The sequence below is a fragment of the Amycolatopsis kentuckyensis genome (genome assembly GCF_041679295.1).
GTDB lineage: Bacteria > Actinomycetota > Actinomycetes > Mycobacteriales > Pseudonocardiaceae > Amycolatopsis > Amycolatopsis kentuckyensis_A.
Window position 1 is genome coordinate 61,031 of sequence record NZ_JBGDMD010000003.1, and the last position, 23,223, is coordinate 84,253.

Annotated in this window: 19 protein-coding genes; 7 read left to right on the forward strand and 12 right to left on the reverse strand. The window is 70.6% G+C overall.

The features are described 5' to 3' along the window. Nucleotides 1-14 precede the first annotated feature (14 nt). Complete coding sequence (locus ACERZO_RS12040) at nucleotides 15-947, forward strand: helix-turn-helix transcriptional regulator (RefSeq protein ID WP_372664680.1); 933 nt, start codon at nucleotides 15-17, stop codon at nucleotides 945-947. On the opposite strand, the gene ACERZO_RS12045 is transcribed toward ACERZO_RS12040, so the two are convergent. The 4 genes from ACERZO_RS12045 to ACERZO_RS12060 all read right to left on the reverse strand — a co-directional run bounded on the left by ACERZO_RS12045 (nucleotide 931) and on the right by ACERZO_RS12060 (nucleotide 5,123). After that, complete coding sequence (locus ACERZO_RS12045) at nucleotides 931-2,754, reverse strand: GmrSD restriction endonuclease domain-containing protein (protein WP_372664681.1); 1,824 nt, start codon at nucleotides 2,752-2,754, stop codon at nucleotides 931-933. The two genes, ACERZO_RS12040 and ACERZO_RS12045, sit on opposite strands and share 17 nt — an antisense overlap. Nucleotides 2,755-2,849: 95 nt before the next feature. Next, nucleotides 2,850-3,632 (reverse strand): SDR family NAD(P)-dependent oxidoreductase, encoded by a 783-nt coding sequence (locus tag ACERZO_RS12050; RefSeq protein ID WP_372664682.1) that lies wholly within the window; start codon nucleotides 3,630-3,632, stop codon nucleotides 2,850-2,852. Nucleotides 3,633-3,654: 22 nt separating this feature from the next. Continuing rightward, nucleotides 3,655-4,638 (reverse strand): glutathione S-transferase family protein, encoded by a 984-nt coding sequence (locus tag ACERZO_RS12055; protein WP_372664683.1) that lies wholly within the window; start codon nucleotides 4,636-4,638, stop codon nucleotides 3,655-3,657. 8 nt (nucleotides 4,639-4,646) lie between these two features. Then, complete coding sequence (locus ACERZO_RS12060; RefSeq protein ID WP_372664684.1) at nucleotides 4,647-5,123, reverse strand: MarR family winged helix-turn-helix transcriptional regulator; 477 nt, start codon at nucleotides 5,121-5,123, stop codon at nucleotides 4,647-4,649. A 108-nt stretch (nucleotides 5,124-5,231) separates the two neighbouring features. On the opposite strand from ACERZO_RS12060, the gene ACERZO_RS12065 reads away from it, so the two are divergent. Continuing rightward, nucleotides 5,232-5,789 (forward strand): YceI family protein, encoded by a 558-nt coding sequence (locus ACERZO_RS12065; RefSeq protein ID WP_155543674.1) that lies wholly within the window; start codon nucleotides 5,232-5,234, stop codon nucleotides 5,787-5,789. A gap of 21 nt (nucleotides 5,790-5,810) precedes the next feature. Here the strand turns inward: ACERZO_RS12065 and ACERZO_RS12070 are convergent, their stop codons facing one another. Continuing rightward, entirely contained in the window at nucleotides 5,811-6,416 is a 606-nt protein-coding gene (locus tag ACERZO_RS12070) for a TetR/AcrR family transcriptional regulator (RefSeq protein WP_372664685.1), read from the reverse strand. 54 nt (nucleotides 6,417-6,470) lie between these two features. Between ACERZO_RS12070 and ACERZO_RS12075 the strand changes: the two genes are divergently transcribed. Then, nucleotides 6,471-7,427, forward strand: a complete 957-nt coding sequence (locus ACERZO_RS12075; protein WP_372664686.1) for a pentapeptide repeat-containing protein — start codon at nucleotides 6,471-6,473, stop codon at nucleotides 7,425-7,427. A 44-nt stretch (nucleotides 7,428-7,471) separates the two neighbouring features. Here the strand turns inward: ACERZO_RS12075 and ACERZO_RS12080 are convergent, their stop codons facing one another. Genes ACERZO_RS12080 through ACERZO_RS12100 form a run of 5 tightly spaced genes read right to left on the reverse strand, consistent with a single transcriptional unit; the run spans nucleotide 7,472 to nucleotide 13,506 of the window. Beyond that, nucleotides 7,472-9,475: a TIM-barrel domain-containing protein gene (locus ACERZO_RS12080; protein WP_372664687.1), complete on the reverse strand. Its 2,004-nt coding sequence runs from the start codon at nucleotides 9,473-9,475 to the stop codon at nucleotides 7,472-7,474. Between the two features lie 9 nt (nucleotides 9,476-9,484). Continuing rightward, nucleotides 9,485-10,300, reverse strand: a complete 816-nt coding sequence (locus ACERZO_RS12085; protein WP_372664688.1) for a carbohydrate ABC transporter permease — start codon at nucleotides 10,298-10,300, stop codon at nucleotides 9,485-9,487. Then, nucleotides 10,297-11,232 (reverse strand): carbohydrate ABC transporter permease, encoded by a 936-nt coding sequence (locus ACERZO_RS12090; RefSeq protein WP_372665561.1) that lies wholly within the window; start codon nucleotides 11,230-11,232, stop codon nucleotides 10,297-10,299. The genes ACERZO_RS12085 and ACERZO_RS12090 overlap by 4 nt, the downstream gene beginning before the upstream one ends. Before the next feature lie 2 nt (nucleotides 11,233-11,234). Further along, a complete protein-coding gene (locus tag ACERZO_RS12095; protein WP_372664689.1) occupies nucleotides 11,235-12,464 on the reverse strand; it encodes an ABC transporter substrate-binding protein in 1,230 nt (409 codons plus the stop codon). A gap of 34 nt (nucleotides 12,465-12,498) precedes the next feature. Further along, on the reverse strand, nucleotides 12,499-13,506 hold the full coding sequence (locus ACERZO_RS12100) for a LacI family DNA-binding transcriptional regulator (protein WP_372664690.1): 1,008 nt from the start codon (nucleotides 13,504-13,506) through the stop codon (nucleotides 12,499-12,501). A gap of 348 nt (nucleotides 13,507-13,854) precedes the next feature. Between ACERZO_RS12100 and ACERZO_RS12105 the strand changes: the two genes are divergently transcribed. Beyond that, entirely contained in the window at nucleotides 13,855-16,773 is a 2,919-nt protein-coding gene (locus tag ACERZO_RS12105) for a glycoside hydrolase family 3 C-terminal domain-containing protein (protein ID WP_372664691.1), read from the forward strand. Here ACERZO_RS12105 and ACERZO_RS12110 read toward each other — a convergent pair whose 3' ends face one another. Further along, nucleotides 16,774-17,589: an SAM-dependent methyltransferase gene (locus tag ACERZO_RS12110; RefSeq protein ID WP_372664692.1), complete on the reverse strand. Its 816-nt coding sequence runs from the start codon at nucleotides 17,587-17,589 to the stop codon at nucleotides 16,774-16,776. A gap of 120 nt (nucleotides 17,590-17,709) precedes the next feature. Here ACERZO_RS12110 and ACERZO_RS12115 point away from each other — a divergent pair, with 120 nt between their 5' ends. From ACERZO_RS12115 to ACERZO_RS12125, 3 genes are all read left to right on the forward strand, one after another. Then, a complete protein-coding gene (locus tag ACERZO_RS12115; RefSeq protein WP_372664693.1) occupies nucleotides 17,710-19,032 on the forward strand; it encodes a cytochrome P450 in 1,323 nt (440 codons plus the stop codon). Between the two features lie 72 nt (nucleotides 19,033-19,104). Further along, entirely contained in the window at nucleotides 19,105-20,196 is a 1,092-nt protein-coding gene (locus tag ACERZO_RS12120; RefSeq protein ID WP_372664694.1) for an alpha/beta hydrolase, read from the forward strand. An 88-nt stretch (nucleotides 20,197-20,284) separates the two neighbouring features. Further along, nucleotides 20,285-22,384, forward strand: a complete 2,100-nt coding sequence (locus ACERZO_RS12125) for a putative bifunctional diguanylate cyclase/phosphodiesterase (RefSeq protein WP_372664695.1) — start codon at nucleotides 20,285-20,287, stop codon at nucleotides 22,382-22,384. Nucleotides 22,385-22,388: 4 nt separating this feature from the next. Here the strand turns inward: ACERZO_RS12125 and ACERZO_RS12130 are convergent, their stop codons facing one another. Next, nucleotides 22,389-23,051 (reverse strand): nitroreductase family protein, encoded by a 663-nt coding sequence (locus ACERZO_RS12130; protein WP_372664696.1) that lies wholly within the window; start codon nucleotides 23,049-23,051, stop codon nucleotides 22,389-22,391. Nucleotides 23,052-23,223 lie beyond the last annotated feature (172 nt).

Below are 23,223 nucleotides of genomic sequence, written 5' to 3' on the forward strand. Positions count from 1 at the left end.
GCGAGGCTGTCGGCATGCGCGAAACCCCCGGCCGGCTGCTGCGGTTGCTGGCTCTGCTGCAGCTGCCCCGCGACTGGTCCGGAACGGAGCTGGCGGAGCGGCTGGGCGTGACGACGCGGACGGTCCGCCGCGACGTCGACCGCCTGCGCGAGCTGGGCTACCCGGTGCGCGCGGCGATGGGCCCGATCGGCGGCTACCGCCTCGGCGCGGGCGCGGAGCTGCCCCCGTTGCTGCTGGACGACGAGGAAGCGGTCGCGGTCACCCTCAGCTTGCGCATGGCGGGCTCGGAGGCGGCGCAGCGGGCGTTGAGCAAGCTGTCCCGAGTGCTGCCGTCCCGGCTGCGCCACCGCGTGGCGGCGCTGGAGGCGAGCACGCTGGCCCTCCCGGTGCGGGGGTCCACTGTGGACCCGGCGGTGCTGACAGCGGTGTCGGCGGCGATCCGCGACGCTTCGACGGTGCGTTTCGACTACGTGGACCATTTCGGTGGTTCGTCCCGCCGGTCGGTGGAGCCGCACCGCCTGGTGTCGTGGGGCCGGCGCTGGTACGTGATCGGCTGGGACGCAGGCCGTTCGGACTGGCGGACGTTCCGCGCGGACCGGCTGTCGCTGCGGACGCCGAACGGGCCGCGGTTCACCCACCGCCCACCCCCGGACGGCGACTTGACGGCGTACCTGACCCGCACGATGGGCCGGGAGATGTGGCCGTTGCGCGCGGTGTTGAAGGTCTTCGCGCCGGCGCCGTCGATCGAAGGGCGGGTGGAGGGCGAGGTGACTCCGATCGACGCCGGGACCTGCCGGCTGGAGCTGGCGTCGGATTCTTGGGACCTCGTGGCGTTCGTGGTGGGGATGCTGGATGTGGCGTTCGAGGTGGAGTCCCCGCCGGAGCTGGCCGAACGGCTGCGGACCCTCTCCGCGAGGTACGCCGAAGCCGTCACAGACCGCCGCTGAACACGCCTCTCAGGTCGTTGTCCACCGGCGCGTCGGTCTGCACCTCTTTGCCCATGACGCGGCTGATCAGCGACACCAGCGCTCGCTCTCGCCGGCTCATGAAGGCCTCGAAGTCGTCGTTGCGCAGATCGGCCGCGGAGACCTGGTGGGAATGCACGTTCCGATCGATGATTTCGGGCGTCGTTTCGGCGCTCTTCGCCAGCCCGCGCAGGTAAACGGACGGCGGCCGGCCACCGATGATCCGGTTGGTGCGCGCGGTCAGCGGGGTCTTGTTGATGATGGAGTTGTAGCGGTTGGCGTCGATGCCGGCTTTCTCGCACCACACCTTCGGGAAGATGTGGTGGATGTCCACGGCGTTGTCGAAGTAGTTCTCGTCGGACATGTCCGAGCCGGTGCACCAGTCACGCGGGCCTTCGCGGAGGAGCAGCGCGTAGAGACCCTTGTAGGCGGCGGATCCACGAGTTCGCAGGGACCACAGGCGGCTGGAGACGAACTGGGCTTCCTGCACGGTCCGCGGTTCGGTGTCCGCCCCGCGGACCCAGTCGACGAGATCCGGGACGTCGCGGGCGAACCGCGTTTCCGTCGTGCCGCCGTAGAGCTCGCCGAAGACTCCGCACCAGTACCAGCGGGAGATCTTCTGCCGGGCGCCGACGGTCTCGGCCTGCTGGCGCAGTAACGCGAACACAGCGGCCATCGGGATCAGCTGGCTGCCGTAGGGGAGGAACCGGGTATCGAAGATGCGCTGGGCGTGGAGGAACTGTGCCGCGGCCTTGAGGCCTTCGGTCACGTCCGGTGCCCATTTGAGGTATTCGGGCAGCGTCAGGTTGAGCATGTCCGCGCGCCGGCAGCCGATCCGGGGAGCACTGGCTTCGTCGCGCCCGGCTTCGATGGCGGCCTGCCGCCGCTCGATGGTGGCCAGCAGCGCCACGGCCTGGAGGAAGTCGGTGTTGGCGACGTTGGCCAGGATGTCGTACTTCCCGGTGTTCCACGCCGCCTTGCGGTCGTCCCAATCCTGGCGCAGGTCGAAGTCATCGGCCGCGAACGTGGCGGTGAGCAGTTCGAAGACCGTGAGCGTGACACCACCGGTGTTGACCTTCTCGAAGACCTGGCAGACGGCTTGCCGCGGTGTGCTGCGGCCCAGCTCGATGACCGGCAGCTGGTACTGGAGGAAGCGCTGGACGACCGCTACCTGGAACTTGCCCCACAGTTTGAAGTTCTCGCTCTGCAGCTCGGGGGAGTACTGGCAGAAACCCATCATCCACTGCATGGAGTCGAACAACGCGGTGCAGGGGAACATCCTCGCCGCGTATTCCTTCTCCGGCGTGGAGAGGTCGAGGACCGTGCGGCCGCGGAAGTCGAGGCGGATCTTCGTCTCCGGCACGAACACGATGGCTTCTTCGCGGTCACTGTCGTCGAGGACAGCCCGTTCCATGTCGAGGTAGAACCAGCCCTTGACGTCCTTGCCCCGGACATCCTGGGTTTCGACGGGGGCGTTGCGGAAGATCGACTGGTAGAGGGAGGTCAGCCGTTGCTGACCGTCGAGGATCAGCCGGTCGGGAGTGGTCCTCGGCGACGGCCGGGCGCCTTCGACCGCACGGGTTTTGAAGCGGGTCTCACCGCCCTGCCGCAGCATCATGACCGTGCCCGCCGGGTAGCCGAGCGAGATGGAGGCGATCAGGCTCGCGATGTTTCGGTCGGGCCAGACCCACCCGCGCTGGAACTCGGGCAGCTGCGTTTCGCCCTGATCGACCTGCGAAAGCAGGTCCTTGAGGAACTCCTTCTCGATGCCGAAGGCCTCAACACCCACATCTGCTCCTGTCCTCTGCGCCGTCCGCCCTATGTCGTTGCGGGACGGCGAAAAGTTTCAGGGTGGAGGTCAAGGAGCGATATCGATCGGCTTTCTCAGGTGTGCGTGCCGCCGTCGATGCGGATTTCCGTGCCCGTGATGAACTTTCCGTCCTCCGACGCCACCATCGCCACCACGCCCGCCACCGTCTCCGGGCCCGCCACCGCGTTGCCGACCTCCGTCGTGTGGTCCGTCGGCAGGATCGGCAGCAACCGTCCGAACAGCGAGAAGTCGACGTCCGACGGCAGCCAACTCGCCGCCGAGTCCGTGATCCCGCTCTTCACGCTCCCCGGCGCGATGCTCACCGCCCGCAACCCCCGCTTGCCGTACTCCAGCGCCAGCGAGTGCGTGAACGCCTGGATCCCGCCCTTGCTCGCGCAGTACGCCGCCATGTACGGGTGCGCGAACGTCGCCGACGTCGAACTGAAGTTCACCACCACGCCGTGCTCGGACGACAGCAGCGCGGGCAACGCCGCCCGCGTCACCAGGAACGTGCCCGTCAGGTTCACCGCCAGCACCCGGTTCCACAGCTCCAGGGACGTCTCGTGCGTGTGCGACGCCAGCAGGATCCCCGCCGCGTTGACCACGACGTCGAGACCGCCCAGGACCTCGGTCGCCGACGTCACCCCGGACGCCACCGACGCCTCGTCGGCCACGTCCATGACGTACGTGGTCAGGCCGCCGAGAGGAGCGGCTTTCTGGGTCTCGATCAGGCCCTCTTCGGAGACGTCGGTGCCGATGACCCGGGCACCCTCCTCCATCAGGCGGTACGTGGTGGCCCGGCCGATGCCGGAGCCGGCGCCGGTGACCAGGATCCGGCGATCGCGCAGGCGTTCCATGGCGATCACCGTAGCCAAGGAACTACAGCTCGGGCACCCTCTCGGAGGTAGGCGGCGGCCCCGGCGGCGTCCCGTCGCCGAACGGGCGGCCGCCCAGCTCCTCGCGGCCGTGCGACGTCAGCCAGCCCGACGTGTCCGGGCCCAGCGGCACGATGCCGGTCGGGTTCACGTTCCTGTGCACCACGTAGTAGTGCTCCTTGATCTGCGCGAAGTCGATCGTGTCGCCGAAGCCGGGCGTCTGGAACAGGTCGCGCGTGTAAGCCCACAGCACCGGCAGCTCGGTGAGCTTCTGCCGGTTGCACTTGAAGTGGCCGTGGTAGACCGCGTCGAACCGGACGAGCGTCGTGAACAGCCGGATGTCGGCCTCGGTGATCGTGTCGCCGACCAGGTAGCGCTGGTCCGCGAGCCGGTCGGACAGCCAGTCCAGCCGCGCGAAGAGCTTGCGGTACGAGTGCTCGTACGCCTCCTGCGACCGCGCGAAGCCGCACTGGTACACCGCGTTGTTGACGTCGGTGAAGACCTTCTCGGCGACGTCGTCGATCTCGTCGCGCAGCTTCTCCGGGTACAGCTCGGGCGCGCCGGAACGGTGGTACGCGGTCCACTCGGTCGACATGTCCAGCGTCATCTGCGCGAAGTCGTTGGTGACGACCTGGCCGCTCGGGACGTCCACGAAGGCCGGCACCGTGATGCCGCGCGGGTACTCCGGGTCGCGCTTGAAGAACGCCTCCTGCAGCCGCTCGATCCCCAGCACCGGGTCGCGACCGCCGGGGTCGAGGTCGAAGCTCCAGCTCCGCTCGTCGTGCACCGGCCCGGCGATGCCCATCGACAGCACCGGCTCGAGGCCGAGCAGCCGCCGCACGATCACCGCGCGGTTGGCCCACGGGCACGCGCGCGCGACGACCAGCCGGTAGCGGCCGGGCTCGACCGGCCAGCCGTCGCGGCCGTCGGCGGTGATGCGGTCCGGGATGTAGTTCAGGTCCCGCTTGTACTCGCCCTTGTCGCTCATCGGCGTCCTCAGCAGTCGTCGGTCGGGGGAGCGGTGTCCAGCGCCGCGGCCAGCCGGGCCAGCACCGGCCCGGCCGTGCGGATGTCCTCGGCGCTCAGGTGGTCGAACACCGAAGCCCGCACGCGGGCGAGGTGGCTCGGGTAGGCCGCTTCCAGTTTGGCCAATCCCGCGTCGGTCAGCACGGCGTTGGACGCGCGGCCGTCTTCGGCGCACTTGCGCTTCTCGACCAGGCCGCGGCGGGTCAGGTCGTCGACGACCCGGCTGATCCGGCTCAGCGAGAGCCCGGTGGTCGTGGCCAGCGCCGAGATGCGGAGCAGGCGCTCCGGCGCCTCCGACAGCACGACGAGCACGCCGTAGTCGGTGATCGCGAGGCCGGTCTCGGGCAGGAACTGGTCTTCGAGCGCTCGCGGCAGCGCGGTCGTGATGCGCATCAAGGCCCGCCAGAACGGGGCTTCGTCGAGGTCGAGCGCGGACTGTTCACCCATACCGGCGAGTCTAGCCAATGCTTGCTTGCGCAACCAGTGAAAGTGAGTACAGTGTCGTTGAACCCTCAATCACCTGGGGGTGCCACCACGAGGAGATGACGTAGAGCCATGACCAGCGCGACCACCTACCCCCAGCTGACCGGTGAGTACACCCTGGACGCCGCCCACTCGCGGATCGGGTTCGTCGCCCGGCACGCCATGGTGACCAAGGTCCGCGGCAGCTTCAACGAGTTCACCGGCACCGCCACGATCGACGGCGACGCCCCGGAGAAGTCGTCCGCCCAGGTGACCATCCAGGCGCACAGCATCGACACGCGCAACGCCGACCGCGACGGTCACCTGAAGAGCAACGACTTCCTGTCGATGGACGAGTACCCGACCATCACCTTCACCACCACCGAGATCAAGCAGACCGGCGACACCTCCTTCGACGTGACCGGCGACCTGACCATCAAGGATGTCACCCGTTCGGTCACCATCCCGTTCGAGTTCGAGGGCTCCGCCAAGGACCCGTTCGGCAACGACCGGATCGGCTTCGAGGGCTCGACCACGATCAGCCGCAAGGACTACGGCATCACCTGGAACGCCGCCCTCGAGACCGGTGGCGTGCTGGTGAGCGACAAGGTCACCCTCGAGTTCGAGATCTCCGCGATCAAGAACGCCTGACTTCGGGAGCGGGGGCCGGCCTCAGCGCCGGTTCCCGCTCGCCCGCAGGTTTTCGATCCCGACGTCGAGTGCCGCTTCCAGGTGGTCGATGCGGCCGGTCGACAGCATCACCACGACGCCGCCCTGCAGACCCGCCAGCAGGGCGGCCGCGGTGCGTTCGGTGTCCAGGTCGGGGCTGACCTCGCCCGCGTCGCGGAGCCGGCGGATGCCCGCTTCGAGCTCGTTCTGCCAGCTGCGCAGCAGTTCGGTCACCACGGCCTGCGCCCCCGGCGTCGCCCGGCCCAGCTGGGAGATCAGCACGTTGAGCGGGCAGTACTGCCCGCGTTCGCGGTAGTGCGAGACGACCGTGTCGCGCCAGCGCCGCCAGGCCGCCCACGAGTCCAGCTCGCCCAGCTGCGGCTGCTGGGCCGCCATCACCTGCGTCGCCTCGAACCGCGCGACCGCCAGCAGCAGCTCTTCCTTGCCCTCGGGGAAGTAGTGGAAGAGCTGGCTCTTGCTGGTGGCCGTCCGCGCGCGGATGTCGTCGAGCGTCGTGACGGCGACCCCGCGCTCGCGGATTTCGGCCGCGGCGCCCTCCACGATCCGCTGCCGCGTCGCGGCGCCCTTCCGGGTCAGCGTTGGACTCACGGGTCCATTTTAAACCGGTGTCGGCCAGGCCCGCCACCACGCGACAATCCGGACGTGTCCGGCTGGGTCGTCTTCTACGCCGCCGTCGCCGCGTGCCTGGTGACGGCGTGGCTGGTCGTGCGCCGGGACCAGTACGCCGAGCTGACCGCCGCGCCCGAATCCGCCGGCTCCGACGGCGAGCGGAAGACCTTCGCCGACGAGCGCGGCACGCGGCTGGCGGGCGTGCACGAGTTCGCCGAGGTGGCCGACCGGGACCCGGCGCTGCGCCAGGACTTCGTCGACCACGTCCTGGCCCAGCTCGGCTACGGGTGGCACGACGTCGCCGCCTGGCAGGCCCGGCTGTGGCCGGTGCTGCTGGCGCGCCTGCGTCCCGGTTCGCCGCGGTTCTGGCCCGGGATGGACCTGCACGTGGCGCCGATGGTGCTCCACGACGTGGACCTGCGGGGCTGCGAACTCCGCGACGCGACGTTCCGCGGTGTCAGGTTCGCGGGCACCGCCCGGTTCGGCGGCGCGGTCTTCACCCGCCTGGTCAGCTTCGAAGGGGCGTGCTTCGCGCGCCACGCGTTGTTCCGCGGTACCGCCTTCGAGGCGGGCGCCGACTTCGAGAGCGTCACCTTCACCGGGACGGCCTTGTTCGCCGAAGCCATCGCCGGCGGCGAGGTGTGGTTCGACCACGCCCGGTTCTCGGCGCACACCGACTTTTCCGGGAGTGCTTTCGCGGACGTGTCGTTCGCGGACGTGGGCTTCGCGGGCCGGACGTCCTTTCGCGACGCCCGGTTCGGTGACGCCTTCTTCGGCGGAGCGCGGTTCAGCGGGCACGCCGACTTCACCGGGGTCACGGCCGAGCGGTTCCGCTTCCCGCGGGCGCGCGCCCGCACGGATGTGTACGCGCGCCGCACCTGGCCGCCGGGCTGGACCCTCTGCTCGCCGTCCCCGCGCAAGCCGGGCGTATGGGCCGAGCTGCAGACCTCCGCCAGCACCGCGGCCGGCCCGCCCGCTGGTCTTGAATGAGTCATTCAGGTCTCCGGAGGTCCTGAATGACTCATTCAAGACCTTCAGGCCGGCGGGCGGACCGGCACGTCGGCGTCGTCGCGCAGGAAGACCGGGATGCGGTCCGCCGGTGCCGGCGCGTCGACCCAGCCGCCGCCGTCGTGGCGTGAGCCGGTGACCGCGTCCGCCCAAGAAGCCCCGGCGGGCAAGTACACCCGCCGAGACGTCAGCCCCGGCGAAAGAACCGGCGCCACCAGCACATCCGGCCCCAGCAGGAACTGGTCGGAAACCTCCCACGAAACGGCGTCCCCGGGGAAGTCGACGAACAGGGGCCGCATCGGGGGGACGCCCTGCTCGTGCGCCACCCGCATCTGTTCCATCAAGTACGGCCGCAGCCGCTCGCGCAGCCGCAACGACGCCACGATCGACGAGTAAGCCGCGTCGCCGTACGACCACACCTCGTTGGCGCCGCCGGTCATCTCCGGGCCGAAGGCGGTGCGCGGGTCGCGGAAGCCGTGCAGGCGGAACAGCGGGCAGAACACCCCGTACTGGAACCACCGGACCAGCAGCTCCCGATAGGACTCCGACTCCGGGTCACCGCCGTGGAAGCCGCCGATGTCCGTGGTCCACCAGGGGATCCCGGCCAGCGCCACGTTCAGGCCCGCGCGCACCTGGGCCCGCAGCGACTCCCACGTCGCCCCGACGTCGCCCGACCACAGCGCCGCCCCGAACCGCTGGCTGCCCGCCCATGCCGACCGGCTCAGCAGCACGACCTCGTCGTCGCCCTCGGCGCGGATGCCGTCGTGGAACGCCTGCGCGTTCGCCTGCGGGTAGAGGTTGAACACCGCCGACCCCGGGCCGGCGTGGAAGCCGAGGTTGTGCGGGTGCCCGGGCTGGATCTCGGGCTCGTCGCCGTCCAGCCACCACGCGCGCACGCCCAGGTCGTAGTAGTTCTCCTTGATCTTGCCCCAGACGAACTGCCGCGCCGCCGGGTTGGTCGCGTCGTAGAACGCCACCGGCATCTCGACGTCGAACCCCTTGTCCTTCCACGGCGCGTGTGCCGGGACGCCGTTCTCGGCGGCGACCAGCAGACCCTGTTCGTGCAAGGCACGGTAGTTCGCCGACAACGGGCTCACCGACGGCCACACCGAAACCATCAGCTTGGTACCGAAAGAAGCCAGCTCCCGCACCATCCCGGCCGGGTCCGGCCACTCGGCCGGGTCGAACCGCCAGTCGCCGAGGTGGGTCCAGTGGAAGAAGTCCGCCACGATCACCGACAGCGGCAGCCCGCGGGCGTGGTATTCGCGCGCCACGGCCAGAAGCTCGTCCTGGGTGCGGTAGCGCAGTTTCGACTGCCAGAACCCGGCCGCCCAGTCCGGCAGCATCGGCGCGTACCCGGTCGCGTCGGCGTAGTGCCCGAGGATCTCCCGCGGGCCGTCGCCGGTGGTGACCCAGTAGTCGAGCTGGCGGGCGTCGTCGGCGACCCAGCGGGTGCCGTTGGCGGCCAGCTCGACCCGGCCGACCGCCGGGTTGTTCCAGAGGAACCCGTAGCCGCGGCTGGAGAGCAGGAACGGCACCGACACCTCGGCGTTGCGCTGCACCAGGTCGAGCACCAGGCCCTTCTGGTCGAGCCGGCCGTGCGTGTGCTGGCCGAGCCCGTAGAGCCGCTCGTCGTCGTAGGCGGTGAACCGCTGTTCGAGGCGGCCGTACCCGTTGCGCGACGGCATGAACAGCCGCGCGCCGGGCCACCAGAAGTGCGCGCGCTGCTCGGACAGCAGCTCCTCGCCGGTGTCGGTGCGGACGAACTTCAGCTGCGCGTCGATCCCGGTGTCGGTGTCGGCGATCTCGACGATCGCGGTGAGGGCGCCGTTGACGACCCGGCCGGTGCGGCCCTCGGCCGACGCGGTCGCGGCGGACGGCTTCGCGGGCAGCAGCGCGCCCGGGACGTCGTCGAGGATCCGGTGGCGTCCCGCGCGCACGCGCAGGCTGCCGTCGCCCCACGGTTCGACGCGCAGCACCTCATGCCGCACGGTGACCTCGAGCGAGCGGCCGTCTTCGGACGTGATCACGCGGTCTCCTTAGTCTTTGACGGCGCCGCTGGTCAGCCCGGCGACGACGTACCGCTGGGCGACGACGAGCAGGACGGCCGCGGGGATCGCGGCGAGGACGGCGGTGGCCATGATCCCGTTCCAGTCGGCGGACTGGTTGCCGACGAACCGGTAGATGCCCACCGTGATCGGCTCGAACGACTGGCCCGTGGTGAGGGTGACGGCGAAGAGGAAGTCCGCCCACGCGAACAGGAACGAGAACAGCCCGGCGGTGACCAGCGCGTTGCGGCTGACCGGCAGAATGATCGAGACGAACGTCCGCCAGTACCCGGCACCGTCCACTCGGGACGCTTCGGTGAGCTCCTTCGGCACGGAGATCATGAACGCCCGCAGCAGGAGCACGGCGAACGGGATGGTCGCGGTCGAGTCGGCGAGCACCAGCCCGGCGTAGTTGTCGATCAGCCCGAGGTTGCCGAACACGGTGTAGAGCGCGTTGGCCATCACGATGCCGGGGATCATCTGCACGATGAGCAGCACGAACACGAGCACCGGCCCGCCGCGGACCTTGAGCTGCGCGAGCGCGTACGACGCCGGCGCGGCGATCGCGAGCGACACGAGCACCGTGCCGAGCGCGACGACGAGGCTGGAGAGCAGGTGCGGTCCCTGCGAGGACAGCGCTTTGCGGTAGCCGTCGAGCGTGCCGCCGGCCGGGAAGAACGCCGGGTCCGGGCGCAGCAGCGCGCCGCTGGGCTGGAAGGAGGCGTTGACCATCCAGTACAGCGGGAACAGCAGCACCGCGACGATCAGGACGCCGGCGACCGTGCGCGGCCACGAAGAGGTCTTCATGCCGCCGCCTCGGCCAGGGTCGCCTTCGCCGAACGCAGGTACAGCAGCCCGAACACCGTCGCCACCAGGATGAGGACGTTGCCGACCGCGGCGCCCTGCCCGAACGCGAAGTCCTGGAAGGACAGGCGGTAGGACCACGTGGTGAGCGTCTGGGTCGCGTTGGCCGGGCCGCCGCCGGTGACGACCATGATCACGTCGAACACCTTGATCGTGTAGACCAGCCCGAGCATGAGCACGATCCCGGTGACCGGCCGCAGCAGCGGCCAGGTGACGTGCCGGAAGCGCTGCCATGCGCCCGCACCGTCCAGCGCCGCGGCTTCGTAGAGCGACGCGGGGATCGCGCGCAGGCCGCCGTGCAGGATCACCAGGTTGAACGGGATGCCGATCCAGATGTTGGTCAGGATCACCGCCGGCAGCGCCCAGCCCGTGCTGCTCAGCCACGGCACCGCGTCGAAGCCGAGGAACCGCAGCGCGGCGTTGAGCACGCCGTGGTCCTGGTCGAACATCCACCGCCAGACCGCGCCGCTGACCACCAGCGGCAGCAGCCACGGCAGCAGGAGCAGCGACCGCAGCAGCGCGCTGCCGAGGAAACGGCCGGTGAAGAAGACCGCGAGCGCGAGGCCGATCCCGAACTGGAACACGAGCGAGCCGGCGGTGAACAGCACCGTGTTGAGCGCCGCCGTGCCGAAGAGCGGGTTGTCGAACACGGCCGCGTAATTGCTGATGCCGACGAAGGGTGCTTCGCCGGTGTAGAACGACTTCACCGTGTAGTTCTGGGTGCTCATCACGACGTTCGCGGCCAGGGGGTAGCCGAAGAACACCACGATGTAGGCCAGCGCGGGCAGCAGGAACGCCCACGCGGCGAACCGGGTGCCGCGCCGGGGTTTCCGGCCGGCGCCGAGGTTTCCGGCCGCGACGGCCGGGGCGACCAGGGTCACGAACCGCTCGCCTGCTGGGCGGCCTGCAGGGCCTGGTCGGCGGGCTGCTTGCCGGTGAGCGCCGCCTGCAGCGCGTCGGCGAGCGCCTGCGAGACCTTCGGGTACTTCTCGCCGAGTTCGGCGGTGCGGGAACGGGCGCTGCCGACCTCGTCGACGAACGCCTGCATCGCCGGCTGCTCCGCGCCGAACTTCGCGGCGGTGGCCGTCTTCGACGGGATGTAGGCGTGGGCCTTGCTCCACTCGAGCATGGTGGGCTCGGAGAGGATGCAGGAGAGCACCTTGCCGGCGGCCTGCTGGGCCGGCCCGCTGGTGACCGGCACGGTGCCGACCTCGCCCCCGAGCGCGACGACGGGCTTCGCGCCCGCCTGCGGCACCGGGATCGGGACGACGCCGTAGTGCAGCGACTTCTCCTCGTCGAGCCGGGCCAGGTTCCACGACCCGTTGACCATCATCGCCGCGTTGCCCGCGACGAACTGGTCGGCGACGTCGTTCTGGTTCCACGTCACCACGGACTTCGACGCCGACCCGGAGGTCACCAGGTCCGTGACGAATTGAAGCGCTTTCACGGACTGCGCGGAGTCCAATCGGGACAGTTCGGCGCCGTTGCTCCAGAAGAACGGGAGGAACTGCCAGGTGCCCTCTTCGGACGGGATCGCGGAGAAGGCGAGGCCGTACTTGCCGTCCTTGGTGAGCTTGGCCGCGGCGGCCTTCAGCTCGTCCCAGGTCTTCGGCGGCTCGACCCCGGCCGCGGTGAGCAGGTCCTTGTTGTAGATCAGCGCCAGGCCGTTGACACCGGGGGCGACGCCGTAGACCTTGCCCTGGTACGTCCCGGCCTTGACGATGCTGTCGTAGTAGCCGTCGGTGGTGATGCCGTAGGTGTCCAGCGGGGTCAGCGCGCCGGTGGCGGCGACCTGCTGCAACGTCGGGTTGTCGGTGAAGAGCAGGTCCGGCAGCGTCTTCGAACTGGCGCTCTGCAGGACCTTCGGCAGCATCTGGTCGGTCGGCACCTTCTGCCGCTCGATCTTGATCCCGGTCTGCGTCGCGCACGCGTCGAGGATCTTCTGCCACGCAGCCGAACCCTGCTCGTCGGCGTAGTAGTCGAGCTCGGTGATCGACGACGCCGGCGGGGCGTCGTTCGACGCGGCGGGTGGCGCAGGACTGGGGCTGCAGGCGGCGACCAAAGCGGCGCTCGCGGCCAGGATCAGGGCGCGACGGGGTAGGGACATGGTGATCCTCCTACGACGCTGGAGCAGAATCTGGCTAGGCGCGGGGCGCGGCGGTGCTGTCGCGCCGGGTGAGCCGGGGGCCGAGCAGCCGGACCTCCGGGGTGGTGCGGCCGGCGAGCCGGCGCATGGTCATCTCGACGGCCTGGGCCCCGACCTCCTCGGCCGGGATGGCGACCGTGGTCAGCGCGACCGCGTGGTGCTCGGCCATGCTGTCCGGGCAGACCGCGACGACGGAGATGTCCTCGGGCACCCGCAGCCCGCGGTGGCGCAGGTCCGAAAGCAGCCCGGGCAGCACGGCCTCGTTGTGCACGACCAGGCCGGTCAGGTCCGGGTCGGCGGCGAGCAGCTCGTCGAGGCAGGCGCTGACCGCCTCGTAGGAGTGGGCGCACGGGCGGTTCGTCGCGCGCACGTCGTGGGTCTTCGCGGCGTCGTCGAACCCGCGCAGGAACCGCGTCGCGTAGCTCGTGCCGCGCCGGTAGACGGCGGGGGAGGGGCCGATCAGCGCGATCGAGCGGTGGCCGAGCTCGGCCAGGTGCGCGACGCACGCCGAACCGGCGGCGGTGAAGTCCAGGTCCACGCAGCTCAGCCCGGCCGGGTGGTCGGGCACGCCGATGAGCACCACCGGCAGGTCGAGCGCGATGAGCATCGGCACCCGCGGGTCGGCGGCTTCGACGTCCATCACCATCAGCGCGTCGGCGATCGCCGACGACGCCACCCGCTGCAGCGCCGCGGGGCCTTCGTCCTTGGTGAGCAGCAGCAGGTCGTGGTCGTGCGCGCGGGCCGCGGTGACCGCGGAGGCGACGAACTCCATCACCACGGCGACGTTGAGGTCCGTGCGCAGCGGGACGACCAGGGCGAGCACGTTCGTCTTGCTGCTGGCGAGCGCCCGGGCCCCGGCGTGCGGGTGGTAACCGAGCTTGCGGATACTCTCCTCGACCAGCCGCCGGGTCTTGGGCGAGATCGAGCGCTTGCCGCTGATCACGTACGACACCGTGCTGGGTGCCACGCCCGCCGCCGTCGCGACGTCGTTGATCGTGACCACGGGCGGCCTCCTGGGGACGGGCGGGGCGGTGGGTCCGTCGAAGCGCATCGACGATGGCACGAAGGTAGAAGACACCGGTCGGAAACACAAGCACGATTTGCCGTGCGCGGATATTCGATTCGCATTCGACGATCACCGGTCGTGTCGAAATTGTCGAACATCGCTGATGGTGGCTCTTCCCCCAGCTCAGTGCGCGGTTTTGGCAGCCGTCCGGACTTCCTGGGAGCGCGCCCAGAAAGTCTTGACCCCGCGCTCACCCGACTGTAATAGTCGAGTCCATCCTCACCTTCGACGCGAATGTTCCGCGCCGCACTGTCGAAACGATTCGACGATTCCGGGAGGCCGTCCGTGCGCCAGTCCCCGCTCCGCCGCGCCCTCGTCCCGGCGGTGGCCGCCACCCTGCTGCTGGCCCCCGCGCCGGCGCTCGCCGCGCCGCCACCGCCGTTCCGCGATCCCGCCCTGCCCCTCGCGGCGCGGATCGACGACCTGCTCTCCCGGCTGACTGCGGACGAGAAGATCTCGCTGCTGCACCAGTACGAGCCGGCCATCCCGCGGCTGGGCATCGGGGTGTTCAAGACCGGCACCGAAGCGCTGCACGGCGTCGCCTGGTCGACCGACTACGACGCGGGCGGCGCGGTCGTGAAAGCCGACGGCACGGTGTTCCCGCAGGCGATCGGCCTGGCGTCGACGTGGGACCCCGCACTGGTGAAGCAGGTCGGCGCGGCCGTCGGGCAGGAGGCGCGCGGCTTCAACGCGCGCAACCCGACGCTGTGGGGCCTCAACCTGTGGGCGCCGGTGGTCAACCTGCTGCGCGACCCGCGCTGGGGCCGCAACGAGGAGGGCTACTCCGAGGACGCGTACCTCACCGGTGCGCTCGCGACCGCCTACGGCCACGGCATCCAGGGCGACGACCCGCGCTACCTGCAGGCGGCTCCGACGCTGAAGCACTACCTCGCCTACAACAACGAAGCCAGCCGTGACACCAGCAACTCCTCGGTGCCGCCCGAGATCCTGCACGACTACGACGAGCAGGCGTTCAAGATCCCGCTCCAGGCCGGCGCGGCCAACGCCGTCATGCCGTCGTACAACCTGGTCAACGGGCGGCCGAACACCGTGAGCCCGGACCTCGGTGGTCTGCTGCGGAAGTGGGCGCCGCAGGACATCGCCGTCGTCAGCGACGCCGGTGCGCCGTCCAACCTGGTCAACTCGGAGAAGTACTACGCCACCAAGGCGGAAGCCGACGCGGCGGCGATCAAGGCCGGGCTCGACAGCTTCACCGACAACGACACCAACGGCTCGATCACCGTCGAGGCGGTCAAGGAAGCGCTTTCCCGCGGGCTGCTGACGATGGCCGACGTCGAAAAGGCCGACCGGCACCTGCTGTCGCTGCGGTTCCGGCTCGGCGAGTTCGACCCGCCGGGCCGCAACCCGTACGCGAAGATCACGCCGGCGGTCATCAACTCCCCGGAGCACCGGGCGCTCGCCCGCAAGGTGGCCGGCGAGCAGGTCGTCCTGCTGCGCAACAACGCGAACGCGCTCCCGCTCGACGCGGCGAAGAAGAAGGTCGCCGTCGTCGGTCCGCTGTCCGACACGCTGTACGAAGACTGGTACAGCGGCGCGATGCAGTACCGCGTCACGCCGAAGCAGGGCATCTCGGAGCGGCTCGGGGCGCCGGTCGTCTCGTCCGAAGGTGTCGACCGGATCGCGCTGAAGGACCTCGCCACCGGCCGCTACCTGACGGCGCCCGCCGCGCCCGGCAAGGTGACCGCGGGCGGGACCACTGCGGGGACGGCGGAGTCCTTCGACGTCTTCGACTGGGGCGCGGGCAAGAACACCCTGCGCGCGGCCGCGAACGGCAAGTTCCTCGGCTACTCCGGCGGCGCGCTGGTGAACGACGTCGACCAGCCCGCCGGCTGGTTCGTGCAGCAGCAGCTCAAGCTCGACCCGCAGCCCGACGGCAGCTACGTGCTCGAGTACGCGGGCAACGAGGTCACCGAGCCGTGGTTCGGCCCCGACCGCTTCGCCGTCGTCGGCGCGGACGGGGTCCTGACGATCTCGTCGCCGGACGCGGCGCACGCGACGAAGTTCGGCCGCGAGGTGCTCACCAGTGGCGTCGCGTCGGCGGTCGCGGCCGTCCGCGGCGCGGACACGGCGGTGGTCGTGGTCGGCAGCATGCCGTTCATCAACGGCCGGGAGGCCAACGACCGGACGAGCACTTCCTTGGCGCCGGCGCAACGGGCGTTGGTCGAAGCGGTACAGAAAGCCAATCCGCACACCGTGGTCGTGGTGGAGAACAGCTACCCGACGACCGGCTGGGACACCCTGTCCGTGCCGGGGATCGTGTGGACGAGCCACGCCGGCCAGGAGACCGGGCACGCGGTCGCGGACGTGTTGTTCGGCGACGTCGACCCGAGCGGGCGGCTCACCCAGACCTGGTACGCCTCCGACGCGGGGCTGCCGAGCATCCTCGACTACGACATCTCGAAGACGGGGATGACGTACCAGTACTACCGCGGGAAGCCGTTGTACCCCTTCGGGTACGGGCTCAGCTACACGAACTTCCGGTACGGCTCGGCGCGCGCAGCGCGGGCTGGTTCTGCCGTGCGGGTCAGCGTCGAGGTGACGAACACCGGCAGCCGAGCCGGGACCGACGTCGTCCAGCTGTACTCGAAGGAGTCCGGGGTGCAGCGGCTGCGGGACTTCTCCCGCGTGACGCTTTCCCCGCACGAGACGCGGACGGTCCGGTTCTCCGTTCCGGTCGCCGACTTGGCGTCCTGGGACGTGTCCCGCGGCCGATCCGTGGTGGCGCAGGGCTGGTACGGCTTCGCCGTGGGACGCAACGCATCGGAGGTGTCGGCGGCGCAGCCGGTCTTCGTGCCGGGGGAGCGGGCCGAGCCCCGCGACCTGAGCAGGCCGACGCCGGCCCAGAACTTCGACGACTACTCCGGGACGACGTTGACGGACACGGCCAAGACGGCGGGTACGTCGGTCGCGGCGGTGGCCGGGAGCTGGCTGGCGTACCGCGACGTCGCGCTGAACGGCCCCGCGCGGTTCACGGCCTCGGTGTCCACAGTGGAGCCGGCGCACGTGACGGTGCGGTTGGACTCGCCGACCGGCCGCGTCCTGGGCACGGCTCCGGTGCCGTCCACCGGGGACCGGTACGCGTACACGACGGTGACGGCCGCGCTGGCGAAGGCGACCGGTCGGCACGACGTCTACCTGACCTTCGACGGGCCGGTGAACCTGGCGACGTTTTCGCTGCGGTGACTAGGGTTTCCGGCCGACCCCGGCGTACGGCAGGGAGTTGATGGCGGGGTCGTCGGACATGTCGCCGACGCCTTCGGGCTTCCACATCGCGCAGCCGACCACGCCGGGGTCGACCACCTCGAAGCCGTCGAAGAAGGCGAGGACCTCGTCGTGGGTGCGGGGGACCGGCTGGTTCTGCTGGTCCTGGTTGTTCCGGTACACCTCGACGGCCTCGTCGAGCCGCTCGGACTCGGAGTCCGCCGCGACGTGCGTGACCGCCAGGAAACTGCCCGGCGCCAAGCGGTCGCGGTAGCGGGCCACGATGCCCGCCGGGTCCCACGAGTCGGGGACGAAGTGCAGCAGCAGCAACATGAACACGCCCACCGGCTGGTCGAGGTCCAGCAGCTCGGCCGTACCCTCGAAGACCTCGTTGGCGTCGCGCAGGTCGGCCTGCAGCACTACGCAGCGGTCGTTGTCCTGCAGCAGCAGCCGGCTGTGCGCGACGGCCACCGGCTCGCGGTCGACGTACACCACGCGGCACGACGGGTCGGCCTGCTGGACGATCTCGTGCAGGTTGCCGGCGGTCGGGATGCCGGAGCCGATGTCGAGGAACTGCCGGACGCCGGAGTCCACCATGAACTTCGCCGCGCGGCGCAGGAACGCGCGGTTGAGGCGGGCCGCGTCGCGCACGCCCGGCATGATCTTGAGGATTTGCTCCCCGAGCGCGCGGTCGGCGGCGAAGTTGTGGTCGCCGTCGAGCCAGAAGTCGTAGACCCGCGCCGGGTTCGGCACCGTGGTGTCGATCTCCGGCGGTACCCAGCTCAGCTCCCCGGTCACGGGACCTCCCACCCTCGCGTCAGAGAATCCGGAGTGTAGCCCCCTCATCCGTTCGTGTGGACTCGCGTTCGGGTCCGCACGCGCACCGCTAGGGTGTTCCGGTCACGAGGAGACGAGGCCATGACGAACGTGCCCGGCCGGTGGCCCGTGCTGGGGCACACCGTGCCCCTGCTCCGCGACCCGCTGAAGCTCTTCACTTCCCTTCCGGCGCACGGAGATGTCGTCGAACTCCGCCTCGGCCCGCTGCCGGTGCACGTGGTCACGACGCCCGAGCTGGCCTGGCGCGTGCTGGCCACCGACGCCGACAAGTTCGACAAGGGCCTGGTCTTCGACAAGATGCGCCCGCTCTTCGGTGACGGCCTGGCCACCTCGAACGGCGAGCTCAACCGCCGCCAGCGCCGGCTGGTCATGCCCGCGTTCGGCCGGACGCGCATCGCGGGCTACGCCGAGAACACGATCACGAAGCTGGCCGGCGAACTGGCGGATTCGTGGCGGCCCGGCGAAGTCGTCGAGTTCGACAAGCGGATGCAGGACCTCGTGCTCACGATCGCCGGCCAGACGCTCTTCTCGACCGCCCTCGGCGACGAAGCACTCGCGGAGATCCAGCGGTCGATCCCGATCATGCTGAAATACGTGCTGATCCGCGCGTTCTCTCCGAAATTCGTGGAGAAACTGCCGATTCCCGCGAATCGGACGTTCGACGCCGCGGCCGCGCGTCTGCGCGAAGTGATCGGCGAAACCGTGGTCACCGCCCGGGAAGAGGGCGCCGACCACGGCGACCTGCTGTCGATGCTGCTGCTGGCCCGCGACGAGGACACCGGCGAAGGCATGTCCGACCGGCAGGTGCACGACGAGGTCATCACCATCCTCACCACCGGTGCCGAGACCACCGCCGTCGCGCTGGCCTGGTTCTTCCACGAGCTCGGGCAGCACCCGGACGTCGAGCGGCGCTTCCACGCGGAGGTCGACGCGGTCCTGGGCGGCCGGCCCGCGCGTTTCGAAGACCTGCCGGACCTCGTGTACACGCACCAGATCGTCAACGAGATCGTCCGCCGCACGCCGCCGCTCATCCTCATGCGCCGCGCCCGCGAGGACGTCGAACTGGGCGGTGTCACCCTCCGCGCCGGGAGCGAAGTCGCGGTCAGCCAGCACACGCTGCACCGGGACCCGCGCTGGTTCCCGGAGCCGGACCGCTTCGACCCGGACCGCTGGGCTCCCGGCGAGACCGCGGAGCTGCCGAAGGGCGCGTACATCCCGTTCGGCGCCGGTGCGCGGCTGTGCCCGGGGCACGTGTTCGCGCCGACGGAGATCGGCATCGTCGCCGCCACGATCGGGGCGCGCTGGCGGCTGGTCCCGGTGCCGGGCAAGAAGGTCCGCGCCCAGCTCAAGGCGACCATGCAGCCGAACCGCCTGCCGATGACCGTGGTGCCGCGCGGGACCTGACGGTACGCGTTCGGCTACGAGGTGTAGTGTTCCCGAGTTCCTTCACCTGTCCGAGTCCAGAGGGAGTGCGGCGTGAAGCTGCCCGTCAAGGTGACGTCGGCCTTGTTCGCCTGTGGTGTTCTGCTCGCTTCTCTGACCGCCGCGATGCCGGCCGAGGCCGCCGCGATCTCCTGCACCGACACGGATCTGCCGGTCACCGGCCCCGGCCTGCCGCCCCTGGTGCCGGGCGCGCCGGCGACGGTGCACGGCCGGCTGTGCCTGCCCGGCGGGGACGCCCCGGACACCGTCCAGCTGCTCGTGCACGGCGGGACGTACAACAGCGCGTACTGGGACCTGCCGTACGAGCCGCAGCGCTACTCCTACCAGCGCGACATGGCCACGCACGGCTACGCGACCTTCGCCGCCGACCAGCTCGGCGCCGGGGGCAGCAGCCACCCGCTCAGCCTGCCGCTGTCGGTCTGGGCGGCGGCCGAGTCGATGCACGAGGTGGTCGGGCACCTGCGCGCCGGCCGCGTCGGCGGGGTGCCGTTCGCGAAGGTCGTGATCGTCGGCCACTCGGTCGGGTCCGGGGTGGTCGCGGTCGAGGCGTCGACCTACCACGACGTCGACGGCGTCGTGCTCACCGGCATCACGCACCTGCCCGCGCTGCCGGTGCTGGCGCTCGGCGCGGCGCTGGGCCTGCAGCCGGCGCTGCTCGACGGTCAGCTCGGGCACCTGGGCAGCGACCCGCTGTACTTCACGACGAAACCGGGCGCGCGAGCCGGGTTGTTCTACGCGGCGGGCGATTCCGACCCGGCCGTGATCGCGGCCGACGAAGCGACGAAGGACCAGGTTTCGGTGCCGGGGATGGGCACGGTCGCGTTGTTCGGGATCGTGCTCCCGGCGACGAAGGGAATTACCGTACCGGTTTTCCAGGTGGTGGGGGAAAAGGACGTCCTTTTCTGCGGGCTGCTCGCCCTGCGTGACTGTTCGGACGCCGGCGTGCTGCGCGCGCAGGAGGCGCCGTATTACGCCGATCCGTCGAAGTTGTCGATGTACGTCCTCCCGGGTGCCGGTCATTCCGTTGCGTTGCACGAAAACGCGGCCGACTACCGTGCTGCCACCCGGTCGTGGCTGCGGGACCGCCTGGCGATCGCTCCGCAGGGTTATCACTCGATTGGATGAATGCTGTTTCGTGCACCGGACACAATTTCGCGCCAAGATATATCGGCTACCCGGACCGGAGTTTCCCTGAACCCCAGGACAGGCTGAGGTGACTGCTCCTCAACCCCGCGGCGACGACCCGCGGAAGAAGCCGTCCGCCGAACGCGCGGCGAGACGGCTGGGCACGCTCGCGCGCAAATGGGGCTACCTGATCTCCACCACCGCGTACCTGCCGCACACGCCCGAAGAGATCGAGCGCGAGCTGGCGGTGCTGGTCGGCAGGCTGTTCGAGGCGGTCGCGAGCGAGCCGCCGGACCTCGACGCGGCCGCCGCCGCGGGCGGGCGGCTCGTCGAGCTGCGCTGCGTGGGCGCGGACAGCCTGCGCCGCACTCTCGAGGTGCTCGGCAAGGCGCTGCTGCGCGAACCGGAGCTGCGGCAGGTCGACGGGCTGGCCGAGCGGGTGGTGCTGGTGCTCGGCGCGCTCAGCTCGGGCTACGGCGAGATGCAGCGCGAAGACATCCAGAAGCGCCAGGAAGGCCTGAGCCGCGCGCTGCTGAAGGTCGAGCAGGAGACGCGGCAGAAGCAGGTCATCACGCGCGCGCAGTTCGAGGAGGTGTTCGCCGGCTCCGCCAGCGGCGTCGCGCTCACCGAGCTGGACGGCCGGGTGCTGCGGGCCAACGCGGCGCTCGCCAAGACGCTCAACCGGACCCCGGCCGAGATCGCGTCGATGACGCTGTTCGACCTGGTTCACCCGGACGAGGTCGAGCAGCTGCGGGAGTCCTACGGCGAGCTGGTCGCCGGCCGGCTGCACCGGCTGCGCGTCGGACGCCGGCTCGTCGGCAAGGACGGCGAGCCGATGTGGGCGACCTTCGCCGCTTCGGTGGTGCGCGACGCGCTCGGCGCGCCCCGGCAGCTGATCACGATCGTCGACGACGACACCGAGGTGTCGCTGCTGCAGCGGCGGCTGTCCCACCAGGCCCTGCACGACGTGCTGACCGGGCTGCCGAACCGCCAGTTCTTCAGCACCCGCCTGGAAACCCTGCTGCGCGACGCCGACGCGTCCCGCGGGGTCACGCTGTTCCACCTCGACCTCGACGGCTTTTCGCAGATCACCGGCGGGCTCGGCCAGGACCTGGGCGACCGGGTGCTGCGCGGCGTCGCCGCGAAGCTCAAGACGGTGTTCGACGGCGAGAAGGCGCTCGTGGCGCGCCTCGGCGGTGACGAGTTCGCCGTGCTGGTGCAGAACGCGGCCGAGACGCCGGGCGTGGTGACGCTCGTCCGGAAGATCACCCACGAGCTCGCGGAACCGGAGTACGTGGACGGGCACCGCGGGGTCGCGGTGTCGGCCAGCATCGGCGTCGTCCACCGGCCGCCGCGCGACGTCACCCCGGCCGAGCTGCTGCGCGCGTCGGACCTGACGCTGCGCCGCGTCCAGCGGACCGGCAACCAGTGGGGCCTGTTCGACCGCGAGCTGGACCGCCGCGACCGCCACGACTTCGGCCTCGCCGCGGCGATGGCGGGCGCCTGGGAGAACGGCGAGATCGAGGTCGGCTACCGCCCGCTGGTGGACGCCCGGGACGGCGCGGTCCGGGGTGTCGAGGCGCGGCTGCGCTGGAACCACCCCGCCGAAGGCGTCCTGTCACACGAGACGTGCGTGCGGCTGGCGGCGGAGACGGGCTTGGCGCTGCCGCTGAGCACGTGGCTCCTGCGCGCGGCGGCCGAGCGCGTCGTGGCCGCCGACGTCACCGTGCCGCTCACCGTCGAGCTGGCCGCGCACCAGGCCGCCGACCCCGAGCTGGTCGGCGAGATCCGCGAGGTGCTGGAGTCCACCGGCCTCGAACCGGACCGGCTGCGCCCCGGCTTCCCGATGGCGTCGCTGTCGGCGGCGACCGGCGACGCGGCGGACAACCTCAAGGTGCTGGCCGAAATCGGCGTGGGCGCGGAGATCCACGAGTTCGGCGACGTCACGTGCCTGACGGAGTTCCCGGCCCGCGCGGTCCGCATGGCGGCGCACGTCGTGGAGCGGCGCGAGCACCCGCTGGTCGAGCCCGCGCTGACGGCACTGATCGACGCGGCCCACCTGGCCGGCGCCGAAGTCGGGGTGACCGGGATCGCGACCGAGGAACAGGCGCAGTGGTGGCGCGACCGCGGCGCGGACCGGTTGTCGGGGCCGCTGTTCACCGGTTTGCCGGACGGGCTGCCGTCCTGAGGGTTCAGATCCGGACCAGTACCTCGTCGAGGGACTTGCGCCGCAGGTCCGGCACCACGCAGTCGTCGGCGGGGTAGCCGACCGGGATCACCGCGAACGCCTTTTCGTTGCGGGGCCGGCCGAGCAGCTCGCCGAGGAACCGCATCGGCGACGGCGTGTGCGTCAACGCCGCCAGCCCGGCCACCTGCAACGCCGTCAGCAGCATGCCGACCGCGATGCCGACCGACTCGTCGACGTAGTAGTGCTTGCGGACGCCGCCGTCGTCGTCGAGGGCGAACCGTTGCTGGAACACGACGATCAGGTACGGCGCGTCGGTCAGGTGCGGCTTCACCGCGTCGGTGCCCAGCGGTCGCAGCGCGTCGAGCCACGCCTCGCCGAGCCGGCCGTCGTAGGAGATCCGCTCCTCCGCCTCGGCGGCTTCGCGGAGCCGCCGGCGCACCTCGGGATCGGTGACGAGCACGAACGTCCACGGCTGCTGGTGCGCGCCGCTGGGTGCCGTGGAAGCCACCGCGATCGCGTCGAGCACCGCGCGTTCGGGGACCGGGTCGGAGGAGAACATCCGGACCGAGCGCCGCGCCTCCATCCGTTGCCGCAGCGCGGCGGCCTGGGCGAGCGCTTCGTCGTCGGGCAGCCGGGCGGGGCGGTAGGGGACCGGGTGGAAGGTCATGCCCGGATTGTGGCGGGGGACACGCCCGCCGCAGCAGGGCCGAACGTGCGATTTGCGGCGTTGAGCGTTCGACATACGGACAGTAAGGTCTACCTTGCCTCGATTTTTACGCTGAACGGAGCAATGTAACTAGGCTGTTCGGTCCTGTCGCGCGAAGTGATCTCGTCATTAC